Origin of the sequence: Flavobacterium sp. PL02, assembly GCF_035013205.1 — a bacterium.
Lineage (GTDB): Bacteria > Bacteroidota > Bacteroidia > Flavobacteriales > Flavobacteriaceae > Flavobacterium.
The window spans coordinates 263,133-277,714 of sequence record NZ_JAYGJP010000006.1; the positions used below are offsets into that span (position 1 = coordinate 263,133).

Annotated in this window: 13 protein-coding genes; 6 read left to right on the forward strand and 7 right to left on the reverse strand. The window is 33.9% G+C overall.

Annotated elements, in window-relative coordinates; translation table 11 throughout:
- Window positions 1–14: 14 nt before the first annotated feature.
- The 6 genes from SHI72_RS17520 (at window position 15) to SHI72_RS17545 (ending at window position 4,751) form a co-directional block, all read left to right on the forward strand.
- On the forward strand, window positions 15–815 hold the full coding sequence (locus tag SHI72_RS17520) for a class I SAM-dependent methyltransferase (RefSeq protein WP_323490847.1): 801 nt from the start codon (window positions 15–17) through the stop codon (window positions 813–815).
- Between the two features lie 28 nt (window positions 816–843).
- A complete protein-coding gene (locus SHI72_RS17525) occupies window positions 844–1,269 on the forward strand; it encodes a DUF3995 domain-containing protein (RefSeq protein WP_323490848.1) in 426 nt (141 codons plus the stop codon).
- A 52-nt stretch (window positions 1,270–1,321) separates the two neighbouring features.
- Window positions 1,322–1,777, forward strand: a complete 456-nt coding sequence (locus SHI72_RS17530) for a GyrI-like domain-containing protein (protein WP_323490849.1) — start codon at window positions 1,322–1,324, stop codon at window positions 1,775–1,777.
- A gap of 151 nt (window positions 1,778–1,928) precedes the next feature.
- The gene (locus SHI72_RS17535) at window positions 1,929–2,501 is read left to right on the forward strand and encodes a Crp/Fnr family transcriptional regulator (protein ID WP_039116156.1); all 573 of its coding nucleotides are present in this window, start codon (window positions 1,929–1,931) and stop codon (window positions 2,499–2,501) included.
- Between the two features lie 78 nt (window positions 2,502–2,579).
- Window positions 2,580–3,026, forward strand: coding sequence for a carboxymuconolactone decarboxylase family protein (locus tag SHI72_RS17540; protein ID WP_323490850.1), 447 nt, complete (start codon window positions 2,580–2,582; stop codon window positions 3,024–3,026).
- A gap of 297 nt (window positions 3,027–3,323) precedes the next feature.
- Complete coding sequence (locus tag SHI72_RS17545) at window positions 3,324–4,751, forward strand: L-serine ammonia-lyase (protein WP_086894021.1); 1,428 nt, start codon at window positions 3,324–3,326, stop codon at window positions 4,749–4,751.
- Window positions 4,752–4,966: 215 nt separating this feature from the next.
- Here SHI72_RS17545 and SHI72_RS17550 read toward each other — a convergent pair whose 3' ends face one another.
- The 7 genes from SHI72_RS17550 to kdpF form a co-directional block, all read right to left on the reverse strand.
- Window positions 4,967–6,685 carry an ATP-binding protein gene (locus SHI72_RS17550; protein ID WP_039117211.1) on the reverse strand — a complete coding sequence of 573 codons (1,719 nt, stop codon included), beginning with the start codon at window positions 6,683–6,685 and terminating at the stop codon, window positions 4,967–4,969.
- A 375-nt stretch (window positions 6,686–7,060) separates the two neighbouring features.
- A complete protein-coding gene (locus tag SHI72_RS17555) occupies window positions 7,061–8,188 on the reverse strand; it encodes a histidine kinase (protein ID WP_039116163.1) in 1,128 nt (375 codons plus the stop codon).
- An 89-nt stretch (window positions 8,189–8,277) separates the two neighbouring features.
- A complete protein-coding gene (locus tag SHI72_RS17560) occupies window positions 8,278–9,354 on the reverse strand; it encodes a porin (protein ID WP_323490851.1) in 1,077 nt (358 codons plus the stop codon).
- A 479-nt stretch (window positions 9,355–9,833) separates the two neighbouring features.
- Window positions 9,834–10,400, reverse strand: coding sequence for a K(+)-transporting ATPase subunit C (locus SHI72_RS17565; RefSeq protein ID WP_039116165.1), 567 nt, complete (start codon window positions 10,398–10,400; stop codon window positions 9,834–9,836).
- Between the two features lie 100 nt (window positions 10,401–10,500).
- On the reverse strand, window positions 10,501–12,534 hold the full coding sequence (gene kdpB, locus SHI72_RS17570; protein WP_323490852.1) for a potassium-transporting ATPase subunit KdpB: 2,034 nt from the start codon (window positions 12,532–12,534) through the stop codon (window positions 10,501–10,503).
- Window positions 12,535–12,545: 11 nt separating this feature from the next.
- Window positions 12,546–14,267, reverse strand: a complete 1,722-nt coding sequence (kdpA, locus tag SHI72_RS17575; RefSeq protein ID WP_039117207.1) for a potassium-transporting ATPase subunit KdpA — start codon at window positions 14,265–14,267, stop codon at window positions 12,546–12,548.
- 92 nt (window positions 14,268–14,359) lie between these two features.
- A complete protein-coding gene (kdpF, locus tag SHI72_RS23620) occupies window positions 14,360–14,437 on the reverse strand; it encodes a K(+)-transporting ATPase subunit F (RefSeq protein WP_016362011.1) in 78 nt (25 codons plus the stop codon).
- Window positions 14,438–14,582: the final 145 nt, after the last annotated feature.

The following is a 14,582-nucleotide window of genomic DNA, read 5'->3' on the forward strand; positions in this document are numbered from 1 at the left end:
TTCATACCAACAAAATGAGCTTAGAAAACAACTATATAGAAGTTAATAAACAATCTTGGAACAGTCGGGTTGAGTCACATCTTACATCTGACTTTTATGATTTAGAAGGTTTCCTAAAAGGAAACACTTCATTAAATAGTATCGAATTAGAATTACTTGGTGATGTAAAAGGTAAATCAATCCTGCATTTGCAATGTCATTTTGGTCAGGACACAATTTCTTTGGCAAGACTTGGCGCAAATGTTACGGGAGTCGATTTGTCTGACAAAGCAATAGATAGCGCCAACAAACTTGCGCAAGAAGCTGATGCTGAAGCTACATTTATATGTTGTGATATTTATGATTTACCAAACCATTTAAACCAGAAATTCGATATTGTATTTGCAAGTTACGGAGCAATCCCGTGGTTGCCAGACCTTGATAAATGGGCAAAATTAATTTCTGATTTCCTTAACCCAAATGGGAAATTAGTCTTTGTCGAATTTCATCCAGTAGTTTGGATGTTCGATGATAATTTTGAAAAAGTAGGATATAATTATTTTAATTCGGGAGCAATAATAGAAACTCAAGAGGGAACCTACGCTGATAGAGAAGCTCCAATAGAACTAGAGTACGTATGTTGGAATCATAGTATGAGCGAAGTTGTAAATAGTCTAATAAAAAACGGACTAGAACTAAATGCCCTAAATGAATATGATTACTCGCCATATAATTGCTTTAATAACACCATCGAGTTTGAACCAAAAAAATACAGAATAAAACATTTGGACAATAAAATCCCAATGGTATATTCGATAGTTGCCACAAAAAAGTAGTAGACAAAAAAATATAACTCATCACATTATGCAAACAGCAATTGGATTAATTCTAGTAACCATCTTTCTATTCCTGGCAGGAATTCATATTTATTGGGGATTTGGTGGGAAATGGGGAAATGATGCCGCTATACCAACAACCGCAAACAATGAAAAAGTTATCAATCCGAAACTAAAAGAATGTATGGTAGTTACAATTGTATTACTGAGTCTTTCGGTTTTAATTTTAATAAAATCAGAAATAATAGTCTTTAGTTTGCCTAATTGGTTACAAGAATATGGACTTTGGATTATTTCGATATTGTTTATTGTGAGAGCAATTGGCGAATTCAAATACGTTGGATTTTTTAAAAAAGTCAAAACCACAAAATTTGCACAAATGGATACCAAATACTTCTCTCCATTATGCTTATTTATTTCGATTTTAGCAACAACATTAGCATTAACAGCATAATTTTTTGTGCTACTTTTACATAGAATAACATTATAAATTGAAATCAAAAACCATGGAATTAATTACTATCGAAGAGTTTTTTATTATCGGATTATCGATAAGAACTACCAATGAAAATGAACAATCTGCAACAGATATTCCAGCGCTTTGGAACAAATTTATGTCTGAAAACACAATCGAAAATATTCCAAATAAAATAGATAGCTCAATCTATGCTGTTTACACCGAATATGAAAAGGATTATACAAAACCGTACACCACTATTTTAGGCTGTAAAGTTTCAAATTTAGAGAATATACCAACCGGAATGATTGGAAAAACCATTGCAAAAGAAACCTACAAACAATTTACAGCCAAAGGAAAATTAGCCGACGGTGTTGTAATCCAGAAATGGATAGAAATTTGGAATACTGATCTTAACAGAAAATATACTGCCGATTTTGAGATATACGGAGAAAAAGCATCTAATCCAGAAAATGCCGAAGTGCCTATTTTTATAGCTATTTAGTGAATTTACTCATATCAGTTAATTTCAAAAAAATGTTTTAATTTTCTAGATTCTCTCGCAAAGTCGCAAAGACGCCAAGTTAAAATTTAGCTTTCTTTGCGACTTGGCGTCTTTGCGAGAATTTATAACTACAACACTTATATAAACAATAATGCAACCAAAACTAATTGAACACATAAAAAAGTACGTCGAATTAAACGATGAACAAACCCAATTAGTTCTGGCTAATATGAAGCCAATTACCCTAAAAAAGAAAAGTTATTTACTAGAAGAAGGACAAATATGTTCTTCACTTTATTTTGTAGAAAAAGGCTGTTTACGTTTCTTTTTTATCAATGATAAAGGAACGGAGCAAATCACACAATTTGCAATCGAAAACTGGTGGATTGCCGATTATATGAGTTTTGATACACAATCGCCATCACAGTTTTATATTCAGGCAATCGAAAATACCGAAGTTTATGTTTTTGATTATCACAATCAGGAAAAAGTTTTTAGCCAATTACCTCAACTAGAACGCTACTTCCGACTTGTTTTGCATAGAGCTTATTCGGCTGCACAATTGCGAATGAAGTATTTATACGACTTTACAAAAGAAGAAAGTTACCAGCATTTTATTACCAGATTTCCTGAGTTTGTGCAACGAATTCCGCAATATATGCTAGCATCTTACTTAAATCTTACTCCGGAATATCTAAGCGAGATAAGAAAAAACGCACTTTAATCTCATTTCTTAAACCAGCTTAAGATTTTTCATGGTTCCTATAAATATCTTTGCTTAATAATTAAAAACAAAGAAATCATGAGCAAGAGAATTAAAATCGCACACACTCAACCAACTGCTGTAAAACCATTATTGGATTTGAATACCTATTTAGACTCAACTCCTTTAACCCACACACATCACGAATTAATAAAAATTAGAACATCACAAATAAACGGTTGTGCTTATTGTATCGATTTACATACAAAAGATGCTCGAAAATATGGCGAAACCGAACAACGCATTTATTTATTGAATGCTTGGAGAGAAGTTGATTTTTACTCTGAAGAAGAAAGAGCAATTTTGGCTTTGACCGAAGAAATTACATTAATAAGTAATGGAGGAGTTTCAGACGAAACCTATCAAAAAGCAGCTAGTTTATTTGATGAAAACTATTTATCAAATATTATAATGGCAATTATTACAATAAATGCCTGGAACAGAATTGGGGTTACAACCGAAATGAAACCAGCTCTAACTCGTTAAAAATTAAAGGTTCCAACCATTAAGATATTAAGTTTTAATTCTTAATTTACTTAATCTCTTAATGGTTTGACAAAAACATCTTTTCTTTCTTATTTAACTGATTTTTCCTACTCGTTGTTGTTAAAACCCTTATTTTAAGATAATCAAAAAATTATAATCAATACTTTTTACATTATTATTTTATTGCCAAATTATTAATATTAAATACAAATTTTAATAAATACGCAACATTAACAATTTTTCTTTTAATTTCATTGCGTTATTCAATTATCTTTGTGATAATAAAATTATAGTATAATGGAAGAATGTATATCGGTATTTGATATGCTTAAGATTGGTGTAGGACCATCAAGTTCACACACCCTTGGACCTTGGCGTGCAGCAGAACGTTTTCTTGCTGAATTAAAAAGTGAAAATCTGTTTTCTCAAATCACTCGTGTCAAAGTCGATTTGTATGGTTCTCTTTCTTTAACAGGAAAAGGTCATGCTACAGATTTGGCAGTTATGTTAGGATTAAGCGGTCAGGATCCCGAATATATTCCTATAAACGACATTGCAGGAATTATCAAATCTATCGAAGAAACCAATACAATTATACTTGGAAACGAGATAACCATTCCGTTTTTCTTTTTACAAGACATTGTTTTCAATAAAGAATTCTTGCCTTTTCATGCCAATGGTTTAAAATTTACGGCTTACGCCAAAGATGATTCCGAATACGAATCTATCTTCTACTCTATCGGTGGTGGATTTGTGGTAAAAGAAGAACGCGAAAATGCTAAAATAAAATCGGAGATAAAATGTGCATTTCCGTTTCCTATACAAAACGCAGCAGAACTTTTAGAATATACCATTACTCAAAACAAATCCATTTCGGAGATTGTTTATGAGAATGAAAAATCGATGCGTTCTGAAGAATTCATTAATAACGAATTAATGCGTATTTGGAACACCATGCTCGAATGTATGTATATCGGTTGCCATTCTGAAGGAATACTTCCAGGCGGACTAAATGTACGTCGTAGAGCATTTGATATGCACCAAAACCTCATCGGTTTATCCAACTATAATTCTCCACAAACGTGGCTAGAAGAAATAAGAAAAACTGAGGTTAAATTTCGTCAAATCCTAAAATGGGTAAGTTGTTTTGCACTTGCCGTAAATGAGGTAAATGCCGCTTTAGGACGTGTAGTTACTGCTCCTACCAATGGTAGTGCTGGTGTAATTCCTGCCGTTTTAATGTATTATTTGGTAATTGAAAACCATGATGCAGGCGAAAAAGAAATCAAACAATTCCTGATGGTTGCTGGCGAGATAGGAAGTATCTTTAAGAAAGGGTCTACAATTTCTGCCGCAATGGGTGGTTGTCAAGCCGAAATAGGTGTTTCGTCATCTATGGCAGCAGCAGCACTTTGCGAATTAATGGGCGGAACTCCAGCACAAGTTTTAATGGCTGCCGAAATCGCCATGGAACATCACTTAGGATTAACCTGCGACCCAATTGGTGGATTAGTACAAATACCTTGTATCGAAAGAAATACAATGGGAGCTATAAAAGCCATCAATGCAGCCGAATTAGCCCTAGAAACAGACTCTAAAAATGCAAAAGTGCCTCTCGATAAAGTAATCGATACGATGTGGCAAACAGCAAAAGATATGAACTCTAAATACAAAGAAACCTCCGAAGGAGGATTGGCAATTGCCGTGAATATGGCGGATTGCTAGTATTCAGTCGCAGTTTTCAGTTTTAGTTTACAGTCACAGTATTCAGTATTCAATAAAAAAAGTGTTCAGTTGCAGTCGCAGTTTTAAAAAACTACAGATTGTACTGAACACTTTTTTTAATTATACCTTTACAATTATCAAAAACTGTAAACTGCGACTGGTACTAAAAACTGCGACTGCGACTGAAAACTGAAACTGGTACTGAACACTAAAAACTACGCTTTCAAAAGTTTAAACCAGAACGAACTTCCTAATCCCAACTCGCTTTCTACGCCAATTGTTCCGTTTTGTGCTTCGATAAATTCCTTACTAATAGATAACCCTAATCCCGTTCCTGATTTATGACTTCCCGGAATCTGGAAAAACTTATCAAATACTTTGGATTTATAATGGCTATCGATTCCTTTACCAGTATCGACTACTGCAAAAACAATCTGATTTTTTTCTTTTTTCAGTTTAACTGTAATACTACTTTTTTCATAAGAGTATCTAATAGCGTTCGTTAAAAAATTAATCATCACCCAAGTTGTTTTCTCCGAGTCAGCTTTTATATCTGCAAGATTAGGTTCGCTTTCAACAATCAATTCAATTTGTTTTTGCTCTGCTTGCACTTTCACAGCTTCAAGAGCATAATCTATAATTTTATACGGACTACATTGTCCAATATCTAGCTTAATATTACCTGTTTCCAGTTGTGCCATATCCAGCAACTCACCCGTAATTTTCAACAAGCGTTGGCTATCATCCTTAATACTATCTATTAATTGTTTTTGCTCCTCATTAATACTTCCTGTGTTCGGCTTTTCTAATAACTGAAGGCTTAATTTAATAGATGATATAGGTGTTTTTAATTCATGCGAAACAGTTGCAATAAAATTAGTTTTGGCAAAATCAAGTTCCTTAAACAGCGTAATATTTCGTAAAATAATTACATCGCCAATATTAATCGTTTTATCCTCACCTGTTGGCGTAATAGTAATATTAACAGTCTCTTTATCAAAATAACTTTCTTTACCATCGGCAAAAATCTTCATCGGGTGTGCTTTTGTACTTTCGAGATCATTGATGATTAAAGATTTCATCAAATCATTTTTCAATGCCAGCGTTGTAGCCAATTCCCCAATTACTTCCTCCGATTTCATTCCGATAATCTTAAGTGCTTCATTATTTACAAATAAAACTTTCCCTTGATTATCAAGTCCAATAATTGGGTCATGCATATTATTTATTAAAGTCTCCAGTCGTTTCTTTTCAAATGATAATTTATACAAATTACTATCATGATATTCCTCGAGTTTTTCGGCCATTGTATTAAACGATTTTGCTAGATCCCCAAATTCGTTATGATTCATAAAATGTACCCGTTCTGAATAGTTTTTATTCGCAATTTGCTTAATACTTTCGGTCAATTCCTTAATTGGATTTGCAATATTATTAGGCAAATTAATTAGTAAATTAAAAGCAATCAAAAAACAAAGTGTGCCTACAATTGCAATCGAAAAATTAGCCGTTTCGGCAGTTTGCTTGGCAATATCACTTTTCTGTTTTATGGCATTCATATTGAGTTTCATAATGGCAAAAATATCCTGACGAATCTGACTTTTAACAGCTTGATCCTCCCAGTTATTTTCTAATTTATTAAAACTCATTTGTAAATTAGTCGTTACCTTATCTTCACCAGCTTCGGTTACATTGATAATTTGTTTTTTCAAATTGTCTTTAAAAAAAACAATTGCTTTATCTTCATTACCACTTATTTCATCAAGCGAAGTGAGCATATTTCTAGAATATTCCAATGTGTTATAATTGGCTTTCAAAATATTTTCGGTGTCTCCTTTTATCAAAAAAATATAAAAGGCACTAACTAATGCAAGGATAATTATCATTAAAAATAACAATCCCACGCCCAAGTTTAATTTCGTTTTAATTTTCATTTCCTATGATTTACAAAACATTTTATTTTTTATCCAAGTATCTAACTTTTCTAAACAGCTTAATAAGTACTTGCATAACTTAAGTGATTAATCTTTTTTTAAACATATAAGACATTTAAGAAAATATAAGCCTATCCAAAACTAAGCTTAAACGAACTTACATAACTTATATGGTTAATCTCTTCACATCAAACAACATTAATCTTTTTTAAACATATAAGCCTTTTAAGAAAATATAAGTTTCCTAAAATACTTTAAAACTATAAAGTAACTCTCCTCAAACAACTTAAATGAACTTACATAACTTATATGGTAACTCTTTTCACATCAAAAATCTCAAATCTTGCTTCTCAATTATCTAACAACTCTCAATACCTAAGACAAAATAACAAGGTCAACATTCGATAAAGAAAGACGAGTTAATAAACGTCTAAAAATCGATGTCGCCAAAATTACCTTAAAAAAATTAAAATGAGGTTTCCCAATACAAACCGTTGTAATTTCTTTTTGTTCTACAACCTTAAGCATCGTATCAGTAATATTGGTACTTTCTATTTTAATTACTTCGGCACCGAGTTGAGTCGCCAATTTAAAATTATTAATTAAGTGACGTTGTTTATCCAGCGCTATTTTATCACTGCTTTCTCTTGGTAACTGAACATACAAAACATACCAATCGCTATTATAATAACTAGCCAATCGAGCCGTTTTTCTGATAATATTCTTTGCCGTTCGTTCATTACTACTTATACATGCCAATAATTTTTCGTGTCGCAGCGCCTGAGTTTTAGGAACTTCATTTTCTACTTTTCGCAACACCTGACTCGCTACTTCTTTAAGAGCCAATTCTCGCAATTGTAGAATCTGATCAGACTTAAAAAAATTATTCAGCGCAGTCTGGATTTTATCTTCCGTATAGATTTTCCCTTCTTTTAATCGGTCAATTAAATCTTCTGAAGTCAAATCGATGTTTACAACCTCATCCGCTAATCGCAATACATTATCAGGAATCCGTTCTTTAACATCAACATTGGTAATCCGTTTTACATCTTCGTTTAAACTCTCGATATGCTGAATATTAACTGCCGAAATCACGTTTATTCCAGATTCTAAAATCTCCAGAACATCTTGCCAGCGCTTTTCATTCTTACTACCTTCTATGTTTGTGTGCGCCAACTCATCTACAATAACCACTTCTGGTCGCAAATTAATTATGGCTTGCACATCCATTTCCTCCAGTTGCTTTCCTTTGTAAAAAATAGAACGACGCGGAATCACAGGCAAACCATCCAGCAATTCATGCGTTTCCTTACGGTTATGCGTTTCTATGTATCCGATTTTTACATCTATTCCATTCTTTAATAATGTATGCGCTTCCTGTAGCATACGAAAAGTTTTGCCTACACCAGCACTCATGCCAATGTAGACCTTAAACTTTCCTTTACGGGATTTCTGAATTAAATCGAGAAAGTGCTTAACATTATTTTCCTTTTCGTTATCCATAATTTTATTTGCATTATGCTATAAGCAGTAAGCTTTAAGCAATACAAACTCTAAAAAAAGCTTATTGCTTAAAGCTTATAGCCTAAAGTCTAAAGAGTAATTGCCAAAGAAGTCGTTATAAATACGTTACTATCTGTTGGATCATTATTTTTCAAAAAGATATCATCTTTACTATTCAAAGTTCGTGCTTCTAATCTAAATATTACATTTTCTGCGGCTAAATAATCAAAGTTTGCCGAGAAACCATACGTTTTAAAACCGTTTGGAGTATCAGTTGCAATGATTACACCTTTTTTATCCTGATAATACTCTCCTCTTGCTGCAACCATAATTTTATTTGTTGGTTTATATTGAGCCACCACAATTGGCGAATACCAAACATCATAATCAGAACTTCCGTTAGTAGCTTGTTGCACTCCAATATCAAAACCTGCAATCAGGTTTACTTTTTCAGACACTTTAAACTGTCCGTAAAAATCATTAAAGTATCTCCATTTTCTATCTACATCCGGTTGTTCATTCCCAACATATGTACTCCAGTTTAATGTAACTGCCGAAGTTGGTTTATAAGTAACCTGTGTTCCAAAAGCCGGAGTCTGATTTCCCTCAACCTTCTGGATACGTTGCCAGCCATTTAAATACATTACTGCCAAATACCATTTTTCACTTTTAGATGTATATCCTAACTTAACACCCGCCTCATAATACGGAGAGTTCTCAGCAAGAATACTTCTGGTTAAAGTCATACAATCTTTCCCGATTGCACTTTCAAAACCAATGTGCGAAGGCATAACTCCCGCATCAACCCAAAGATTATGCTCTTTTGAGATTTTTACTCCCACATTAGCCTCATAAACATTTTTTAACAAGCCTTGTTCTGCAGCCATATTATATTCGGCATAAGTTCCCGCCATAATTGCAAAATTCCCTCGAACATTGTCTTTAGCATAATTCACTTTTGCCAAACCTAAATTCAAGTTTACCTCATTGTGTTTGTTATAATTATAAAGAAAACTTGGGCGAGTATGATTATCAGGATTTCCAAAATCATAACTGTAATAAGTATCTATATACCCCGAAAACGTAAACGGACTTTTAGATTCTTCCTGAGCATTCATTGTTGTATATCCGAAAGCTATTAAAGCTGTAAGTATTATTTTTTTCATTTTATTTTATCATTGCGAGAAACGAAATAATCTCGTTCTCTTAATTATTCTATTTGTTATTAGTTTTTTTTAGGAGCTCCCGAAACTTCGGGACCAGCTGTCCGCTATATCTTTTTCTGTCCGCCGCGGCGGACAGAAAAAGGATACCGCTTCCATCTGGGCTAAAACACTTGGGGCAACAAGGGCTTTAGTCATCCTAACAGGTTTTGGAAACCTGTTAGGTAATAAAGGGCAAACTCAGATAAAACAACTACAAGTCTATCTATATTTTGTCCATAAATTTTCATACATACAAGGCACTAGCAACCTCGCCAACAGGTTTTTATCCCGAAATTTCGGGACTGTTGGGTTTAGTATTAATCATCATATTTACAAGTATTTTTGTTATCCTAACAGGTTTTAAAAACCTGTTAGGTATCTAAGTACTGATTACTGAATGTCATACCTACAAGGTTTTAAAAACCTTGTAGGATAAAAACCTAAGAACCTTTTTTAGAAAGTTCGTCAAGAGCAATGTTCAATTCCAGAACATTTACCATTGCAGTTCCCATAACCTTAGGAGTATTGATTTTAGATTCAACCAAAGCCTTAACTTTATCCTCAGCTAATTTTCTTTCTTTAGCAACCCGTTTTACCTGTACCAAAGCTCCTTGAGGGGAAATATTTGGGTCTAAACCACTTCCTGAAGCAGTAACCATATCGGCAGGAATTTCAGATTTTCTTAAATAAGGATGAACGATTAAAAAAGTATCAATTCTTTTTTGAACCACCGCTAAATAATCAGCGTTACTTGGTCCTTTATTGCTTCCACCACTACCAGCAGCATTATAATCTACAGCCGAAGGGCGTCCCCAGAAATAATTAGATTTATCAAATTTCTGACCTATTTTTTGATACCCTACCACTTTACCATTAACCGAAATAGTTTCTCCCTTACCTTGGTTAGGTGCAAGCTGAGCAATACCATAAATTGCCAGAGGATAAATAACTGCAAACAGAACCACCGTAAGTAGGGTAAATTTTACTATTGAAAATATATTTTTCATTGTTTTTATTTTTTTTAGTTTCTAAGAGACTAAGCTTCTAAGACGCTAAGAAAAAACCTTAGAACCTTAGTAACTTAGTATCTCAGAACCTTTTTTTAGATTACATAAATAAAGCTACAACCAAATCAATTAATTTAATTCCGATAAAAGGAATAATCAATCCTCCTAAACCATAAATCAACAAGTTTCTTTTAAGGATTGCACTCGCTCCGATTGGTTTATAATCAACACCTCTTAACGCAAGCGGAATCAATATTGGGATAATAATCGCATTAAAGATTACAGCCGATAAAATCGCACTCTCAGGACTATGCAAATGCATGATATTTAAACCTTGCAAAGCAGGAATCGCAGTGATAAAAAGTGCAGGAACAATAGCAAAATACTTCGCTACGTCATTTGCAATAGAAAATGTTGTAAGTGTACCTCTGGTCATCAACAACTGTTTTCCAATTTCAATAATCTCAATTAACTTGGTTGGGTCATTATCTAAATCGACCATGTTTCCGGCTTCCTTAGCAGCTTGAGTTCCGCTATTCATTGCAACACCTACATCTGCTTGCGCAAGAGCCGGTGCATCATTCGTACCGTCACCCATCATTGCGACAAGTTTACCCATTTGTTGCTCATTTTTAATGTAGTTCATTTTATCCTCAGGTTTAGCTTCGGCAATAAAATCGTCAACACCAGCAGCTTCAGCAATAAACTTAGCCGTAAGAGGATTATCTCCAGTAACCATTACCGTTTTTACACCCATTTTTCTCAAACGGTCAAAACGTTCTTTCATTCCAGTTTTAATAATATCCTGCAATTCGATAACCCCTTGTACTTGGTTATTTTTAACCACTACCAACGGCGTCCCACCTTTAGACGAAATATCAATTACTTTTTGAGCAATATCTTCAGGGAAATTATTTCCAGCCTGAAGAGCAATATTTTTTGCAGCATCCTGAGCCCCTTTTCTAATGTTAGTTCCGTCTTTTAAGACAACACCACTAGTTCTGGTTTCAGCAGTAAATTTGATTAAAGTAGCACCTTCAATAGATAAGTTTTGAGCTACAGTTGGACCAGCCAACTCTACAATACTTTTTCCTTCAGGAGTATCATCTGCAAGAGAACTTAATACTGCAGATTCTATAAAATCTTTTTCTGTAACACCTTTAGCAGGATAAAAATTAGTAGCTTTTCTGTTACCAATAGTAATCGTTCCTGTTTTATCAAGAAGTAATACATCAATATCACCAGCAGTTTCTACCGCTTTTCCAGATTTTGTAATTACGTTAGCACGCAACGCTCTATCCATTCCCGCAATTCCGATTGCTGAAAGTAATCCTCCAATTGTTGTTGGAATTAAACATACAAAAAGAGAGATAAAAGCAGCAATTGTTATCGGCGCATTAGCATAATCTGCAAATGGTTTTAAGGTAACACAAACAATCACGAAGATTAGAGTAAATGCAGCCAACAAAATAGTCAATGCAATTTCGTTTGGTGTTTTCTGACGGCTTGCTCCTTCAACCAAAGCAATCATTTTATCAAGAAAACTTTCGCCAGGCTCAGATGTTACGATAACCTTAATTTTATCCGACAATACTTTTGTACCTCCAGTTACCGATGATTTATCTCCACCGGCTTCACGAATTACAGGAGCACTTTCTCCAGTAATCGCACTTTCGTCAATAGTTGCCAAACCTTCGATGATTTCACCATCAGTTGCAATTAAATCCCCAGCTTCACAAACGAAAACATCTCCTTTTTTTAATTCCGAAGAACTAATATTTTTGATTTCTCCATTAGCAAGGATTTGTCTTGCTGGTGTTTCTTCCCGTGTTTTTCTTAAACTATCGGCTTGAGCTTTACCTCTTGCTTCGGCAATTGCTTCGGCAAAATTGGCAAACAAAAGAGTTGCTAATAAAATTAAAAACACAATTAAATTATATGCAAAACTACCTTGATCGTTTGCTCCCATCAAAATGGAAATACAAACAGCAAACATAATGGCAGTCCCAATTTCTACGGTAAACATTACCGGATTTTTAATCATCAATTTTGGATTAAGCTTCACAAAAGATTGCACTAAGGCATCTTTTACCTGCTTACTTTCAAACAATGAATTGGATTTATTGTTAGTCATTTTCTTTTATATTATTTTAATGTAAAATATTCTGCCAATGGACCTAAAGCCAACGCTGGGAAGAATGATAAGGCGGCGATAATTGCAATTACTGCAAAAACCATTACTCCAAAAATAGAAGTGTCTGTTTTTAAAGTTCCTGCACTTTCTGGGATATATTTTTTATTAGCCAATAATCCTGCAATAGCCAATGGCCCGATTATAGGAATAAAACGACTCAACAACAACACAATACCAGTAGTAATATTCCAGAACGGATTATTATCTCCTAAACCTTCAAACCCAGAACCATTATTGGCTGCACTAGAAGTATATTCATATAACATTTCTGAAAATCCATGATTTCCCGGGTTGTTTAACCAACCTGTTGCATTCCCATTAAACCACCATCCCATTGCTGTATCATGTGCAGCAAAATACGAAGCCAAAGCTGTTCCTGATAATATTAATAAAGGATGAAGAATAGCAACAAAAGCAGCAATTTTAACTTCCCGAGCTTCAATTTTCTTTCCTAAAAATTCAGGTGTTCGACCAACCATTAAACCAGAAATAAATACTGCCAGAATAATGAAAACATAAAAGTTAAGAATACCAACACCACAACCACCATAAAATGCATTAACCATCATGGCAAGCAATTCCATAGCACCAGATACTGGCATCGAGCTATCATGCATACTATTAACCGAACCTGTAGAAATTACCGTTGTTGCAATACTCCAGAAACCCGAAATAGCTGGCCCTAAACGAACCTCCTTACCTTCCATTGCTCCTGTTGCCTGGGTAATTCCCATTCTTTCGATAGCAGGATTTCCGTTAATCTCACTAATAACCGTTGGGATAACCAGTAATAAGAATCCAACCGTCATAACGCCAAAAATAACGTATGATAATTTTCTTTTCTTTAGATAAAAACCTAGGGCAAAAATCATCCCAAACGGAATAATTAATTGAGCCCATAATTCGACAGCATTAGAAAAATAAGTAGGGTTTTCTAATGGATGTGCTGAGTTAGCTCCAAAAAAACCTCCTCCATTTGTACCTATATGTTTTATGGCAATAAATGCTGCAGCAGGTCCGCGAGAAACCTCCACATTATCACCTTGTAAAGTAGTGATAGCATCTTTACCTTCAAAAGTCATTGGTGAACCGCTAAATACCAAAGCAGTAGCTACAATAGCAGCTAATGGTAATAAAACGCGAGTACAACTTTTGATAAAATAGTTATAAAAGTTACCTAATTTATCTGTAGATCTTTCTTTCATTGCAGTAAAAACCATTGCTGCAGCAGCCATTCCGACACCAGCCGAAACAAATTGCAAGAACATCAAGAACATTTGTGATAAATAAGACACACCGCTTTCGCCCGAATAATGCTGTAAATTACAGTTTACTATAAATGAAATGGCAGTATTAAATGCCAAATCTGGACTCATCGATGGATTGTTGTCGGGGTTTAAAAATAGCGACCCTTGAAACAATAAGATAAAGAAGCAAAGAAAGAACCAAACCATGTTTATACTTAAAAGTGCTTTTAAGTGTTGCTTCCAGTTCATTTCTTCGGTGGAATTGATTCCACTGATTTTAAAAATAAGTTTTTCAATTGGATTGAAAATCGGGTCAAGTAATGTTTTATCACCCAAATAAACTTTAGCAATATATTTTCCCAAAGGAATGGCTAAAACTATCGTAATGATAAAAATACTGATGACGCCAAATAATTCTGTGTTCATAATTTTTTAAATTTTAGTAAAATGTCAGATGTGATTTGTAAAAGGAGACCGACGTATAACATCTAACATCTCACTTATAACTTTTAACATCATTAAAATTTTTCGGGTTTGATTAATACGTAAACCAAATAGCCGAAAACGGCAAGGGCAATAATAAATAGTGCAGTCATGATTTAAATTTTTTCAAAAAATTCGACAGATTTAAAACAAATCGCAAAGAGCAAAACTGCCAGTGCGAGTAAAAGAATAGTGATTAACATAGGTTTTGATTTATTTAGATTATTGGATTATTATTTTTTAGACTCCGAGATTAGA